9 protein-coding genes, 1 other RNA gene and 1 pseudogene are annotated in these 15,432 nt (G+C 61.1%); 7 read left to right on the top strand and 4 right to left on the bottom strand.

The window, feature by feature from the left end; genetic code table 11:
• The first annotated feature begins 100 nt into the window (after positions 1–100).
• The 4 genes from AACY13_RS11305 to AACY13_RS11290 all read left to right on the top strand — a co-directional run bounded on the left by AACY13_RS11305 (position 101) and on the right by AACY13_RS11290 (position 6,283).
• Positions 101–1,795, top strand: a complete 1,695-nt coding sequence (locus tag AACY13_RS11305; protein WP_339461533.1) for an L-lactate permease — start codon at positions 101–103, stop codon at positions 1,793–1,795.
• 79 nt (positions 1,796–1,874) lie between these two features.
• Positions 1,875–3,020 (top strand): FMN-dependent L-lactate dehydrogenase LldD, encoded by a 1,146-nt coding sequence (lldD, locus tag AACY13_RS11300; RefSeq protein WP_339461531.1) that lies wholly within the window; start codon positions 1,875–1,877, stop codon positions 3,018–3,020.
• A gap of 128 nt (positions 3,021–3,148) precedes the next feature.
• Entirely contained in the window at positions 3,149–5,956 is a 2,808-nt protein-coding gene (locus AACY13_RS11295; protein WP_339461529.1) for an FAD-binding and (Fe-S)-binding domain-containing protein, read from the top strand.
• An 81-nt stretch (positions 5,957–6,037) separates the two neighbouring features.
• Complete coding sequence (locus AACY13_RS11290; RefSeq protein WP_339461527.1) at positions 6,038–6,283, top strand: hypothetical protein; 246 nt, start codon at positions 6,038–6,040, stop codon at positions 6,281–6,283.
• A 63-nt stretch (positions 6,284–6,346) separates the two neighbouring features.
• Here AACY13_RS11290 and AACY13_RS11285 read toward each other — a convergent pair whose 3' ends face one another.
• Positions 6,347–9,262, bottom strand: coding sequence for a hybrid sensor histidine kinase/response regulator (locus AACY13_RS11285; RefSeq protein ID WP_339461525.1), 2,916 nt, complete (start codon positions 9,260–9,262; stop codon positions 6,347–6,349).
• A 146-nt stretch (positions 9,263–9,408) separates the two neighbouring features.
• Here AACY13_RS11285 and ssrA point away from each other — a divergent pair.
• Positions 9,409–9,800: a transfer-messenger RNA gene (gene ssrA, locus AACY13_RS11280) on the top strand.
• A 132-nt stretch (positions 9,801–9,932) separates the two neighbouring features.
• A complete protein-coding gene (locus AACY13_RS11275) occupies positions 9,933–10,793 on the top strand; it encodes a hypothetical protein (protein WP_339461523.1) in 861 nt (286 codons plus the stop codon).
• Here AACY13_RS11275 and AACY13_RS11270 read toward each other — a convergent pair.
• Positions 10,758–11,582, bottom strand: a complete 825-nt coding sequence (locus AACY13_RS11270) for a phage integrase (protein WP_445262574.1) — start codon at positions 11,580–11,582, stop codon at positions 10,758–10,760. The genes AACY13_RS11275 and AACY13_RS11270 overlap by 36 nt on opposite strands.
• A 560-nt stretch (positions 11,583–12,142) precedes the next feature.
• Here AACY13_RS11270 and AACY13_RS11265 point away from each other — a divergent pair.
• Positions 12,143–13,297 carry a Fic family protein gene (locus AACY13_RS11265; RefSeq protein WP_339461519.1) on the top strand — a complete coding sequence of 385 codons (1,155 nt, stop codon included), beginning with the start codon at positions 12,143–12,145 and terminating at the stop codon, positions 13,295–13,297.
• Between the two features lie 492 nt (positions 13,298–13,789).
• Here AACY13_RS11265 and AACY13_RS22720 read toward each other — a convergent pair whose 3' ends face one another.
• Together AACY13_RS22720 and AACY13_RS22715 are read right to left on the bottom strand one after the other, a co-directional pair.
• Positions 13,790–14,653, bottom strand: a complete 864-nt coding sequence (locus AACY13_RS22720) for a methyl-accepting chemotaxis protein (protein ID WP_445262573.1) — start codon at positions 14,651–14,653, stop codon at positions 13,790–13,792.
• Positions 14,648–14,857 (bottom strand): annotated as a pseudogene (locus AACY13_RS22715) (HAMP domain-containing protein); the annotation flags it as partial. The gene AACY13_RS22720 and the pseudogene AACY13_RS22715, both read right to left, overlap by 6 nt.
• Between the last annotated feature and the right edge of the window lie 575 nt (positions 14,858–15,432).

Raw genomic sequence — 15,432 nt, 5'->3', positions numbered from 1 at the left:
CCAAGAGGTCTCTCCCATGCCGGCCAATTCCCGACTACCCGCCGTACCGCTGCATCCGCATCCACTTATGCGCGCCGCGCAGCGTTAAGGAGAGATCACCATGTCGACTGGTTTTCTTGCGTTACTCGCTTTCTCGCCCATCCTGCTGGCGGCCATTCTGCTGGTAGGCCTGCGCTGGCCGGCCAAGCACGCCATGCCGCTGGTGTACCTGGTCACCGCCTGCGTCGGTCTGTTTGCCTGGGACATGAGCTTCAACCGCGTGCTGGCCTCCACCGTGCAGGGCCTGCTGATCACCCTGGGCCTGCTGTGGATCATCTTCGGCGCGATCCTGCTGCTCAACACCCTCAAGCACTCCGGCGGCATTACCGCGATCCGCGCGGGTTTCGCCACCATCAGCCCGGACCGGCGCATTCAGGCGATCATCATCGCCTGGCTGTTCGGCTGCTTTATCGAGGGCGCTTCCGGCTTCGGCACCCCCGCTGCCATCGCCGCACCGCTGCTGGTGGCCATCGGTTTCCCGGCCATGGCCGCCGTATTGATGGGCATGCTGGTGCAGAGCACGCCGGTGTCCTTCGGCGCGGTGGGTACGCCGATTATCGTCGGGGTCAATACCGGCCTGGACTCGGCCACCATCGGCGCGCAACTGGTCGAGCAGGGTTCGTCCTGGGCCCAGTTCCTGCAGCTGATCACCAGCGAAGTGGCGATCATCCACGCCATTGTCGGCACCGTGATGCCGCTGGTGATGGTGCTGATGCTGACCCGTTTCTTCGGTGCAGAGAAAAGCTGGAAAGCCGGTTTTGCCGTGCTGCCGTTCGCCCTGTTCGCCGGCCTGTCCTTTACCATTCCCTACGCCCTGACCGGCGTATTCCTCGGCCCGGAATTCCCCTCCCTGGCCGGCGGCCTGATCGGTCTGGCGATTGTCACCAGTGCCGCGCGCATGGGCTTTCTGCTGCCGAAAACCACCTGGGATTTCGCCCCGGCGGACAAGTGGCCGAGCGAATGGCTGGGCACCATCGAGATGAAACTCGACCAGCTCACCGCCAAGCCGATGAGCGCCCTGCGCGCCTGGCTGCCCTATATGCTGGTCGGCCTGCTGCTGGTGATCAGCCGGGTGTTTCCCGAGGTGAGCGCCGCGCTCAAAGGCGTGATGCTGAACTTCCCCGACCTGCTCGGCGAAACCGGTATCAGCGCCAACTTCCAGCCGCTGTACCTGCCGGGCGGGATTCTGGTGACCGTGGTCATCGCCACCTTCTTCTTCCACGGCATGAAGCTGCGCGACCTCGGTTCGGCGGTCAAGGAATCCTCGGGCGTGCTGCTGAGCGCCGGCTTCGTTCTGCTGTTCACCGTGCCCATGGTGCGCATCCTGATCAACTCCGGGGTCAACGCCGCCGAGCTGTCGAGCATGCCGATCCTGATGGCGCGCTGGGTGGCCGATAGCGTGGGCAGCATCTATCCGCTGCTGGCCCCAAGCGTCGGAGCCCTGGGGGCCTTTATCGCCGGCTCCAACACCGTCAGCAATATGATGTTCAGCCAGTTCCAGTTCGGCGTGGCCAGCAGCCTGGGCATCTCCAGTGCGCTGATCGTCGCGGTACAGGCCATCGGTGCCGCCGCCGGCAATATGGTCGCGATCCATAACGTGGTGGCCGCCTCGGCCACGGTTGGCCTGCTCGGTCGCGAAGGCAGCATCCTGCGCAAGACGATCTGGCCTACCCTGTACTACGTGCTGTTTACCGGCCTGATCGCGCTGTTTGCCGTCTATGTGCTGGGCGTCAGCGACCCGTTGATGGCGAGCTGATACACGCCACAATGCGCGCCGCCAGACCGGCGCGCATTGGCGTTTCGCTGCAAACCCTTTTTCCTGTTTGGGTGACTCCATGATCATTTCTGCCTCCACCGACTACCGCGCCGCCGCCCAACGCCGGCTGCCGCCGTTCCTGTTTCATTACATCGACGGCGGGGCCTATGCCGAGCACACGCTCAAGCGCAACGTCACCGACCTGGCCGATATCGCCCTGCGCCAGCGGGTGCTGCGCAATATGTCGGAACTGAGCCTGGAAACCCGTCTGTTGGGTGAAACCCTGAGCATGCCGGTGGCCCTGGCCCCGGTTGGCCTGACCGGCATGTACGCCCGCCGCGGTGAAGTGCAGGCCGCCAAGGCCGCTGCCGCCAAGGGCATCCCCTTTACCCTGTCCACCGTTTCGGTGTGCCCGATCGAAGAAGTCGCGCCGGCCATCGACCGGCCGATGTGGTTTCAGCTCTATGTCCTGAAAGACCGCGGCTTTATGAAAAACGCCCTGGAACGGGCCAAGGCCGCCGGCGTGACCACCCTGGTATTTACCGTCGATATGCCGGTGCCGGGCGCGCGCTACCGCGATGCCCACTCCGGCATGAGCGGCCCGAACGCGCCGCTGCGGCGCATGCTGCAAGCCATGACCCACCCGAGCTGGGCCTGGGATGTCGGCCTGATGGGCAAGCCCCACGATCTGGGCAATATCTCCGCCTACCGTGGCAACCCCACGGGCCTGGCCGACTATATCGGCTGGCTGGGCAACAATTTCGACCCCTCGATCAGCTGGAAGGATCTGGAATGGATTCGTGAATTCTGGGACGGCCCAATGGTCATCAAGGGCATCCTCGACCCCCAGGATGCCAGGGACGCGGTGAGCTTCGGTGCCGACGGTATCGTCGTCTCCAACCACGGCGGCCGCCAGCTCGATGGCGTAATGTCGAGCGCCCGCGCCCTGCCGGCGATTGCCGATGCGGTCAAAGGCCAGCTGGCGATTCTCGCCGACTCCGGCATCCGCACCGGTCTGGACGTGGTGCGCATGATCGCCCTCGGTGCGGACACGGTGATGCTCGGCCGCGCCTTTATCTACGCCCTGGCCGCCGCCGGTGGTGCGGGGGTGAGCAACCTGCTGGACCTGATCGACAAGGAAATGCGCGTGGCCATGGTGCTGACCGGGGCCAAATCGATCAGCGAAATCAATGCCGATTCGCTGGTACGTGAACTCGGCCGCTAAGCAGGCCACTGCCCCGCTTTTGTAGGAGCAAGGGGGACGCCTAGTCCTTGCTGGCGATGCTGTTGCAGCCGCTGATCGCCAGCAAGCTGGCTCCTACAGACACAGAACCCCAGACCTCCGGAGCCTGCATGAGCCTGCCCAGCGCCTTTCTCACCGCCGTCCACCGCCTGATCCCTGCCGAGCGGCGCTTCGACGACCCGCTGTCGACCCTGGCCTTCGGCACCGATGCCAGCTTCTACCGGCTGATCCCCAAGCTGGTGGTGCGCGTCGAGGCGGAGCTGGAAGTGGTCGACCTGCTCAAGCTGGCCGGCATGCACCGCGTACCCGTGACCTTTCGCGCCGCCGGCACCAGCCTGTCCGGCCAGGCCATCAGCGACTCGGTGCTGATCGTGCTGGGGGATAACTGGAACGGCCGGGAAATCCGTGGCCAGGGCAGCCAGATCCGCCTGCAACCCGGGGTGATCGGCGCGGCAGCCAATGCCGTGCTCGCGCCCTTCCAGCGCAAGATCGGCCCCGATCCTGCGTCGATCAATGCCTGCAAGATCGGCGGCATCGTCGCCAATAACGCCAGCGGCATGTGCTGCGGCACCGCGCAGAACAGCTACCATACCCTGGCCGGCATCCGCCTGGTGCTGGCAGACGGCAGCGTGCTGGACAGCGAAGATCCGCTTAGCGTCAAGGCCTTCCAGAGCAGCCACGCCGAGCTGCTGGCGCAACTGAGCGAACTGGGCAAACAGACCCGCGCCAATAGCGCGCTGGCGGCGAAGATTCGCCACAAATACCGACTAAAGAACACCACAGGGCTGTCACTCAACGCCCTGGTCGACTATGACCAACCCATCGATATCCTCAGCCACCTGCTGGTCGGCTCCGAAGGCACCCTGGGTTTTATCAGCGCGGTGACCTACAACACCGTGCCCGACCACCCGCACAAGGCCAGCGCCCTGCTGGTGTTCCCCGATGTGGAGAGCTGCTGCCGCGCGGTCACCCTGCTCAAGCAGCAGCCGGTGTCCGCCGTGGAGCTGCTGGACCGCCGCAGCCTGCGCTCGGTGCAGGACAAGTCCGGCATGCCGGACTGGGTCAAGGGCCTGTCCGATAGCGCCTGCGCCCTGCTGATCGAATCCCGCGCCGCCAGCCAGAGCCTGCTGCATGAGCAACTGCAACTGATCACGGCGTCCATCGCCGACTTCCCCCTGGAAAAGCAGGTGGACTTCAGCGAAGACCCGGCCGTCTACAACCTGCTGTGGAAGATCCGCAAGGACACTTTCCCCGCCGTCGGCGCGGTGCGCCAGACCGGCACCACGGTGATCATCGAGGACGTGACCTTCCCCATCGAACAACTGGCCGAGGGCGTCAACCGTCTACTCGCGCTGTTCGACAAGCACGGCTACGACGAGGCGATCATTTTCGGCCATGCCCTGGAAGGCAACCTGCACTTTGTATTTACCCAGGCCTTCGAAACGCCCGAGCAGATCGCCCGCTACTCGGCCTTTATGGACGAGGTGGCGCAGCTGGTGGCCGTGGAGTTTGGCGGCTCGCTTAAAGCCGAACACGGCACCGGGCGCAATATGGCCCCCTTCGTCGAGCTGGAATGGGGCGCGGATGCCTACCAGTTGATGTGGCAGATCAAGCGTCTGCTCGACCCCCAGGGCATCCTCAACCCGGACGTGATTCTTTCCGAGGATCGCGACATCCACTTGAAGAACCTCAAGCCGCTGCCGGCCGCCGACGCGATCGTCGACAAGTGCATCGAGTGCGGCTTCTGCGAGCCGGTCTGCCCATCCAAGGGCCTGACTCTCAGTCCACGCCAGCGCATCGTGATCTGGCGCGATATCCAGGCCAAGCGGCGCGCCGGCATCGACACCCGCGAGCTGGAAGCGGCCTATCAGTACCAGGGCATCGACACCTGCGCGGCCACCGGGTTGTGTGCCCAGCGCTGCCCGGTGGGCATCAACACCGGCGATCTGGTGCGCCAGCTGCGCGCCCGCGACGCCAACAATCAGCGCAGCGCCGACTGGCTGGCGAATAACTTCCGCCGTGCCATGCAGGGCGCGCGGGTGATGCTGCATGTGGCCAACGGCGCGCGCATGCTGCTGGGCGCACCGCTGCTTAGCCGTACTTCGGCGGCGCTGAGCAAGGCCAGCCAGGGCCGGCTGCCGCAGTGGACCCCGGCCATGCCACAGCCCGTGCAGCGTCTGCAGTTACCGGTCAGCAACGCCGATGCACGACCGCGGGTGGTCTACCTGGCGGCCTGCGTATCCCGCGCCATGGGTTCGGCGGCCGGCGATAGCGAGCAGATGCCACTGCTCGACAAGACCCGCGGCCTGCTGGAGAAAGGCGGCTTTCAGGTGGTGTTCCCGGCTGACCTGGACAACCTATGCTGCGGCCAGCCCTTTGCTTCCAAGGGCTACAGCGAGCAGGCCGAACGCAAGAAGCAGGAGTTGATCGATGCCCTGCTCAAGGCCAGCCGTGGCGGCCTCGACCCGATCTACTGCGACACCAGCCCTTGTACCCTGCGGCTGATGCAGGACGGTCTGGACAGCCGGCTGAAACTGCACGACCCGGTGAAGTTTATCCGCGAGCAGCTGCTCGACCGGCTGCAGATCACCCCGCAGGACAAACCGGTGGCGGTGCATGTCACCTGCAGCACCCAGCATCTGGGCGAGGCTCAGGGGCTGATCGATATCGTCCGCCGCTGCACCAGCGAGGTGGTGATCCCCGAAGGCATCCACTGCTGCGGCTTCGCCGGCGACAAGGGCTTTACCACCCCAGAGCTGAACAGCCACGCCCTGCGCAGCCTGAAAGCCGCAGTGCAGTACTGCGAGGAAGGCATCAGCACCAGCCGCACCTGCGAGATCGGCCTCAGCCAGCATGGCGGCATCGACTACCACGGGCTGGTCTACCTGCTGGATCGGGTCAGCAGCGCCAAGGCCTGAACCTCAGGCAGACCAACGGCCAGACTTCGGGTCGAGCGCTTTCTATACTGAAAGCCTCACCCCATCATCTGGAGCCTCACCATGGGTCGTTTTGCCGCTTTTCTCGCCACCGCCTTGCTCAGCACCTCGCTCTGGGCCATGCATTGCCCGGCCGATATGGCCAAGATCGATGAAATGCTGAAATCCAACCCGCCAGCCGATGCCGCGGTGCTCGCCCAAGTGCAGCAACTGCGCGCTGAGGGCGAAACCCTGCACAAGGCCGGCGACCACAGTCAGTCGGTCAAGGTACTGGGCGAAGCCCTGCAACTGCTCAAGGCCAGCGAGTAACCCCCTCGACAACCTGACGCGAGCCTTGCCGCCATACTCCGGCGGCAAAGCCTGCCAGGGCGTTTACAGACCGTGTGCCAGCAGGCTCAGGGCCAAGCGACGAACCTGGCCCAAGTCGATCGGCTTGGCCAGGCAGGCTTGCGCACCACGCCTGCGCGCCTCGGCAAACACCGCCTCATCGGCGGCGGCACTGATCACCAGCACGGGCACGGCCTGCAGGCGTGGGTTGCGCCGCATGGCATCCAGCACCAGCAGGCCATCGCCGTCGGGCAGGTCCAGATCCAGTAGTAACAGGGTCGGCGTGCAGACCTCCAGTTCGGCCAGGGCCCGCTGCACCGAACCCGCACCGCGCACGTCGGCGAACTCGCGCAGCGCTTCCTGCAGAACTTTCAGGCAAGCCGGGTGATCTTCGACGCACAACACCTCAGCCAGCTGCCGCGGTGCCGGGGCAGCGACTTCGACGCTGGAGTCGCTCTGCACGCCCGGTGCGGCTGCGCTGGGCAGGTCAATCCAGAAACGGCTGCCCTTGCCCGGCGCACTGCTGAAGCCCATCTCGCCGCCCATCAGGCTGGCCAGCTCGCGGCACAGCACCAGGCCGATACCGGTGCCGGGAATACTCGAATTCTCTCGCCCCAGACGCTGGAAAGGCTGAAACAGGTTGGCTTGCTGCTCGGCACTCAGGCCTGCGCCATTGTCTTCGACCCAGAGCCGTACACAGTTCGAGCGCACCTCGTAACCCAGACTGACCAGGCCCTGGGGCCTGTTGTACTTGATCGCATTGGACAGCAGGTTAAGCAGCACCTGGCGCACACGGCGCACATCGGCCTGCACATAGAGCCCCGCATCGGCTTCGGCCAGGACCTGCAGCTGCAACTGGCGCTGCTGCGCCTCCGGCTGGACCAGTTCGGCACAACCGCGCAACAGCGCACAGACTTCCACCGGCTGCAGGTTGAGCTGCTGACGGCGGCTTTCGATGCTCGACAGATCGAGGATATCGTCGACCAGCGAGGTCAGGTGACGACTGGCATTGACGATCTCGTGCGCGTAATCCGCCTCCTGCTGGGCCTCCGGCTTGTCCTGCACCTCCATCTCGATCAACTGACCAAAACCGTAAATCGCATTAAGCGGCGTGCGCAGCTCATGACTCATACTGGAAAGGAAGCGACTCTTGGCCTGGCTGGCGGCCTGGGCATCCAGGCTGGCACGGCGCAGGTCATCCTGTACCTGCTTGAGCCGGGTAATGTCGACGTGGGTACCGGCAATCTGCAACGCATTACCCTCAGCATCGCGCTCCAGCACCTTGCCGCGACTGAGCAGCCAGGCGTACTCGCCCTGGGCATCGGCGTAGCGGTATTCGGCCTCGAAGTGATCCTCGCCGCTACTGGCGAACAGCTGGCGCAGGTGGCGAATGCGCTCCAGATCGTTGGGGTGCACGCGCTGATTGAACTCGCTGAAGCCCATGCGCTCATGGGCCAGGCCGAAGCGCCGGAGAAAATGCTCGCTGAGCTTGATGGTCATGCTCGCGGCATCCACCTCCCAGAGGCTTTCGGTGGTGCTTTCCAGCACCAGCTGGAGAATTCGCTGCGCCTCGCGGCGCTCGTCTTCACTGGCCTGCAACTGTTCGCCGGTATGCTGCACCGCCTCGGCCATGCTGCTCAACTCGGAGATCTGGCTGGGCGGCGCGCTGGGCTGATAATTACCCTGGCCCAACTGGCGCATCATGCCGACGATGCCATCGATCGGCTGTACCAGCTGCTCGTTCAGACGCCGCGAGCGCAGCCACATCCAGGCAAAGAACAATAGATAGAACAACAGCAGGCCGGCGATCAGCAAGTAACCGATATGCAGATAGCGCTGCGCCAGGCGATTGGTCTCGCTGAAGATATTCTCCTCGTCCACCACCAACAGCAGACGCCAGTTGGTCTGCGGAATTTCGCTCCAGGCAATCAGCTGCTTGCGCCCGCCCAGCATGACTTCCTGCACAGAGCCCTGGCCTTCACGCATGGCCTGCAACAAGGGCTGCATTTCCGCCCGAGTCCCCAGATTGAAGTCCTCTGGTTTGAGCACTTCGCGGCGCACCGCCTCGGCATAGGAATATTCGGTCAACTCGCGCAGGCCGAAATCGGCCTCTCCAGCCTGCGGCAACGCCATGATGTTGTGCTCATGGCTGACCAGCACGGCGTAGCCCTGCCACGGCACATCCAGTTCACCGATCTCGCCGAGCATCTGCCCGACGGTGATATCCAGCCCCACCACCCCCTCGAGAAAGTCGCCGCGATACACCGGTGCCACCGCCGACATCATCCAGCCCTGGCCGGCGGGATCGAGATAGACGTCGGTCCAGGCCACCTTGCGCTCGGGGTTGTGCTTGGCATCCGCCAGGTAATAGAAGTTGTAATCCGGTATCACCATGTCATGGGGATACTGCTCGGGGGTCATAAAGAACGGGTAGATGCGGTTGTAACTGTCCCAACTGTTGAAGTAGGACGCCGCTACCAGCGGGTTGGCCGCCTGCAGCGAACGCATCAGCGGATCGAGCTGCGACAGGCGCAACGCCTTGGCATGATCCTGCTCAGCCAGCGGCGTGCTATTGGCATAGAAAGAGGCCGCGCGACCGTCGTCACTACGGCTGTAAAACACCCCACTGTCGGTCATCGCGTGGCGCGACCGTTCCAGCGCATCGGGCCGATAGGCATCGTTGTGCAAGGCATGCACCGCCGCATCGCGAAAAATCTGCACCTGGGCTTCGACCGCGCGCAAACGGCTATCGATTACCTGGCCTTCGCGGGCCACCGCCGTGGCCAGGTCCCCCAGCGCGCTCTGCTGCAGATGATCGATCTGCGCATCGCGAATCGCCGCATTGCTTAGCAGGTACACGGCGATCAATACCGACTCGACCAGCACCAGCGGGATCAGAGCACTCTGCACAAAGGCACGCCAGATCCACTGACGCAGGGGGTAACGCGATGCGCGCGGCATATGAAGGTCTCATCCAGAAGACGGGCAGACAGCCAAAGTGCTAATCATAGCTGGCCAAAGCGCCCAGCGTCGCTTGGCCATTGCCGGGTCGACGCTAGGGAACCTTTGGCGTACACTCGCGTCTTAGCTACAGCTGTACAGGTTTTGGGGCCGATTAGGATTCGACGCCGGTAGTGAAACTCTAGGTGCATGCCGACTTGGTAACAGAAGTCGTAAATCCACTGTTGCAACTTTTATAGTTGCCAATGACGAAAACTACGAGGGCTACGCTCTCGCTGCGTAAGCGGCGCGACTAGTACCTTCTGGTAGCTTCGGCTCCAGCGATCACTAGGGGATGCCTGTAAACCTGAAGTGATTGTCATGCAGAACAGGATCGCCGCGTAGTACGTTGTGGACGAAGCGGCTAAAACTTACACAACTCGTCCAAAGCACCCTGCCCGTCGGGCGGCTGCGGATTAACTCAATAGACACGGCTAAGCATGTAGTACCGAAAGCGGAACACTGGCGGACGGGGGTTCAAATCCCCCCGGCTCCACCAAATAGAAACACCCTAAACCCCTGATTATCCTAGAGATTTTCAGGGGTTTTTGCTTTCTGGGGATTGCGTGTGTCCTAAAAGTGTCACACGTCTAAAATGGACAATGGCGAAGCGCAAGAGAAGGGGCACTGGATGTTCAATCTGCTAGTAAGGGCAGGCGGATGGGAAGGGCGCCATGGAAGCATGTCGGCCGATAGGATGCTTCGCTGGACGGATGAGGCGATTGCTCTGATGTTCGGCTCGGCAACTGTTCTAGACCTAGATGAGCTGATAAAGCTACCAACTCTGTTTGCTGAGGAAACAAACCATCCTCGGCATCCCCAGTTTGCTCGTGTTGGAAGGATTTTCGGTGCCGTAGCCCGAGGCAGGGATATCCACATCGAATATGCATTTGATTCCGACATTCCCGCGATTCCGCAGGACCAGCTAATTGCAATGGCACCACAGCTGGATATATCCCTGAGAAATCGTGGCCTAGATGAACTAGATCAAACCCATTGGGCAGTCAAGAACGTTGACCTTTATAGAATTCTATTGACCAGCCATAGGCCGGGAAGGCACGCACCATCAGCGTTCAAGCTACCTGAACCCCACGTATTAGACTCGTCCCAGGTTTCTGCGATGATGCCGTTCAGCCCACCATTCAACGGTGTTTATGACGCGATTCGTAGGGCTGCCGAAGCAGTTGGAATGCGGTGTGACAGAGTGGATGGTATCTGGGAGAACCACGCTGTCATTCAAGATGTAATAAGCCTAATCGACCGCTCTGCCTTCGTGGTCTGCGACTGCACCGGTCGGAACCCCAATGTTTTCTACGAGATAGGGATTGCCCATTCTCTCGGAAAAGAGGTCATCCTCATTACACAGAGCGGTGAGGACATTCCATTCGACCTCCGCCACATCAGATACCTTCCCTATCTGAATAACGGGGAGGGTTTGGCTGGCCTTCAAGCGCAGCTAACCGAGCGTCTTCGCAATCCGATTGCCCGCTGAATAGGCCAGGTCTAGACCTGCCAACGGGCTTAACCTCACCGCCTCGGCCAAATGCTCCGGGGCCAGGTGCGAGTAGCGCATGGTCATAGCCAGGCTGGAGTGACCCAGGATCTTTTGCAGGGTGAGAATGTTGCCGCCCTTCTGGATGAAGTGACTGGCGAAGGTATGGCGTAGCGCATGGCTGGCCTGCCCTTTCGGTAGCTGGATTCCTGATCGAACCAGGGCGCGACGAAAGGAGCTGATTGAACCGGTGAACGGCCCATGACGTTTCCAGTGTTCTCTGATCAGCGTCTCCAGGGCCGGATCAATTGGCACCGTGCGGACGCGGCTGGATTTGGTCTTGCTGTAGGTCACAGAGCCATTACGCAACCGGGCCGGGATTAGCCCTTCTGCCTCAGACCAACGCGCACCAGTTGCCAGGCAAAGCAGGGTGATCGGTTCAACATGCGGGTTGTCCGAATGCTTGCGAATGGCGTCCAGCAGAATGGTTATCTGATCATCTGTGAGCCAGGACAATTCCCGCTCATCAATGCGAAATGGCTTCACCAGCTCCAGTGGATTGGCATAGTCGATCTGACCTAGGCCGCGAAGCTCATTGAACACCGCACGCAGGTAGCCCAACTCATTGTTGAGGGTCTTCGGACTGGTGCCGTTTTCAGAGCGAACGCGCCGATCATGGGCGTAAACCGAAGCATCGAGCTTGGCAGCGACCGGGTTACACAGGCGAACGCAGATAGCATCGAGCCTAGTCTTTCGACGCAGGCCATCCTTGAGCATGTGGCCGTGCAGGTCATCTCTCGTTCACCTGAGAGTCAAGGGCACGACCGGAAGTCGCAGCCTGCGCAGCGAAGCCCGCAGGAACGGGTGAGGATCGTGGCGCAGCAACCCCTTGACTCCTTACTTAGATCGCAAGCTAACCGAGGGGATGGGGAAGGCTCTTATCCCCAGCCCCCGAGCGTCCAGGGCGATCCCTGGGCCGGGTGGCGCCCAAAGGGGGCGCGGGTTTTAGGAGCAACGCGACGCTGCAGTCCAGCGGCACGATGGCCCACCATCACGCAGTGATGGGTAGTGGGTTACACAGTTGGTTACCAAGCAGAGGTTAACAAGCTGGTTAACAGGGAAATGGACTGTTTCGAGCGGAGGTTACAGGGAGGGTTACGGCGAAATGCTGGTGCGATTCACCCCGCTAGCTACCGAAATATCCCATTTAATTATTCCCCACCTTTCACTTAGCTTAAGGCTAAATTCTAGATAATTTTTGGCGTATGCTGAGCGCATGCCGCTAACCACGCCGGCTAGCCTGGTATTTTTCCAGATAGGTTGTCGGCCAGCTTGAGATAATTTTCTATATGCCTACGTTTACCCATCACGACCTTGAGCTTCTCAATCCATCCTTTGACTCGGGCCTTGTTGATGTACTGAGCGAGCTGGAGCATCTGCGCCGCCTAAGGCTTGAAGGCGATACGCCGCCGCAGGTGTTCTACCAACTCAAATCGCTTTTCCATGCACTGGAAAGCCTTGGTTCTGCCCGCATAGAAGGCAACCACACTACATTAGCGGACTACATAGACAGCAAGGTAGAAGGTAAGGCTCAAGACACGGACCAGCTGCGCGAGGTTGCCAATATTGAAAAGGCGATGGATTACATTGAACAGGTCATGACGCAGGGCGCTGTGCTGACCGAGCAGACGATTCGAGAGCTACACGCGATGACCGTGGACGACCTGGTGCGTGAAGGCGATAAAAACCCCGGTGCTTATCGCAGTGGAGGTGTCCGAATATCCCAATCTGATCACCTGCCGCCCGACTTCATCCAGGTTCAGGCTTATATGCAAGAACTTGTCGATTTCGTGAATCGCGAAGACTCCCCGAAATATGACCTCATGAAGGTAGCGCTGGCTCACCATAGATTTGGATGGATACATCCATTCGGTAATGGCAATGGCCGCGTGGTCAGGCTGCTCACCTATGCGCTCCTGATGAAATATGGTTTCAATGTCAGTACAGGCGGCCGCGTGCTGAACCCTACGGCTGTGTTCTGCAACGATCGTGAGCGCTATTACGCAATGCTTGCCACTGCCGACAAAGGAACAAAGGAAGGGCTGGAGGAGTGGTGCACATACGTGCTGGAAGGCATTCGTGATGAGCTGGAGAAGGTCGATCGCCTCACAGACTATGCCTACCTGACCAAATGCATACTCGTCCCTGCTGTGGCTTTCGCACGGGAACGAGAGTGGATCACGGAGACGGAAGAGACAGTGCTGTCGGCCGCAATAAAATTGAAGGTCGTGAAGTCTGCAGATGTAGCAGCCGTACTACCTCAGCAGTCGAGCAATCAACGGACGTACCTGATCAAAAAGCTAGTGGATCAAGGGATGCTCCTGCCGCTCAACGCAGGGGCGAGGCAATACACGATCGGGTTTTCAAACAACTATCTAATTCGGGGAGTGATCAAGTCCCTCAGGGAGCAAGGTTTCATACCTGAGCCTCTGGAAAAACCTTGATCATCGATGGTGCTGAGTCTGGACCGCTTACCTATACGAAAAACACGACGGCGGTTCAGATGCTCGAATTCGTTATTATTTTCCAGTTGGTTACCCCAAGCTGGTATCCATGGAAATGCAGGGGGCTCAGCACCTGCGGAAGTAGCAGAAAACGCCCCAGCAGCCAGGGAAATGTATCCCCTCATGTATCCCGTTAATTTTTAGAACTGAATAACCCCTTTAATATCATCAAGTTGATCACCGAGATAAGGTGACCCCGGCTCTAAAGACGTCCACGGACGTCTTTTTTTGTGCCTGAAATCCAGTAAATACGAGGCTTTCAGCGCCATCAGTGTCCACGAGCATCCAGTAGCAGACACAGCTTTTGGCATTCCAAATGGCATTCCAAACCATCCGAAGATGTTTTTTGGAATACCGAAACCACCTTGAACATCCCCCAAGTAGCAGATGCAATTATTACCGCGCGACCTGATCTGAAAGTCGCCTCGCCAATCAGGCGCGGAACTGCGCGACAGCCGCCAGCAGTTCCCGCTCCAGGCCAGCCAGTTCGTCACTGGCCACGACCATTTGCTGGTTGGCACCGGCAAAGCGCTCCGCTTCATCACGCAGATGCATGACATTGCGGCTGACCTCTTCGGCGACAATGCTTTGTTGCTCGGCACTCGCCGCTATCTGCTGGTTCATCTGTTCGATTACCGACACCGCCCCGGTTATGCCGCGCAGAGCCGATCCCACCTGATCGGACAGCCCGACGGTGGACTGCATGCTGCGCGCACACTCCTGGATCTGCGCAACGCTACGCAGTGAAAGGCTCTGCAGGCCCGCGATCAGGACTTCGATCTCACCTGTCGACACCTGGGTGCGCTTGGCCAGGGAGCGCACCTCGTCGGCGACCACGGCGAAACCGCGCCCCTGCTCGCCGGCCCTGGCGGCTTCAATCGCGGCATTAAGCGCCAGCAGGTTGGTCTGCTCGGCCACCGACTTGATCACGTCGACCACAGTGCCGATGCGCAGCACCTGCTGCTGCAGAGACTGCACGGCCTGCTCGGAAAGCTGCATATCCTCGGCCAGACGATAAATATGCTCGCGAGTCTGCTGCACGATCCGATCACTACTGCGAGCTTGCCGATCAGCCTCAGCCGCAGATTGCGAAGCCTGTTCGGTATTCTGTGCAACTTGCTGAACCGTGGCGGCCATCTGCTGCATGGCAGTGGCCACTAGCTCCGTCTCGACCCGCTGGCGCTGCGCGCCACTGTTACTTTGCTCGCTGAGCCCGCCTAGAGTCACCGTCGAATGCCCAAGACCGGCAACGCTCTCACCGATACGGCTCACCAACCGCCGCAGGTTAGCGATCATCTCGGCCATCGCCGCCATCAATTGCCCTAACTCACCCCGGCGCAGAAACACACCGGGCATCTCCAGGCTCAGGTCGCCCTGGGCAATACGTCGAGCGACTCGCAGGGTTTCACGCAAAGGGGCAACGATCAGATTGCGAATGGTCAACGAGGCCAACAGCGCCAAGGTGACGATAACCAAGGCCCCCACGGCCTGTAGCAGCATGACCGAGCGACCGCGCTCGTCCATCTGTACCTGGCGCTCGGCGGCGGCCTGTTCGACCTGGTGCAGTACAGCTTGCGCCTGTGCATCCATCTGCTGCGCCGTCTGCCGGCTCAATATCTGGCTATCGCGGTAGCGCTGAAACGCCTGGCGATACTCGACCAGGGCCGCCAATGCGGCGGCCAGGGACTCCTCGGAGTTCTCATCCACCCGCCCCTGGAGCAACTCCAGGGCGTTGCTCATTTCATCGGTTGACTCGCGCCAGCGTTCGAGGTCGGCCGACTGCCCCGCCTGCACATAGAGGAACTCGCTATTGCGGGTGATCAGCAATTTGCGCTGCAGCGCCGAGGCCTGTTCGGCCAGGCTCAGCGGATCGCCCTCCTGCACCTGGCCACTGTTCAAGACGCCGCGCACCTGATCGTACATATCCAGCTCGACCATTTCGAACTGCAGGCGGGCCTGCTCGGCCTGCTCCTGCATATGCCGCAGCGCCTCTGTCGCCAGGCGCTGTTGGCCGACGAACTGAGCGAACAGCGCCTGATAGCCGCCGATCGATTGCTGCATGGCGACCAGCATCG

It is taken from the genome of Pseudomonas sp. EA_105y_Pfl2_R69, assembly GCF_963970915.1.
In the GTDB taxonomy this organism is placed as follows: Bacteria; Pseudomonadota; Gammaproteobacteria; order Pseudomonadales; family Pseudomonadaceae; genus Aquipseudomonas.
The sequence above is the reverse complement of the archived record's forward strand: the minus strand, read 5'-3'. Positions and strand labels throughout refer to the sequence as shown.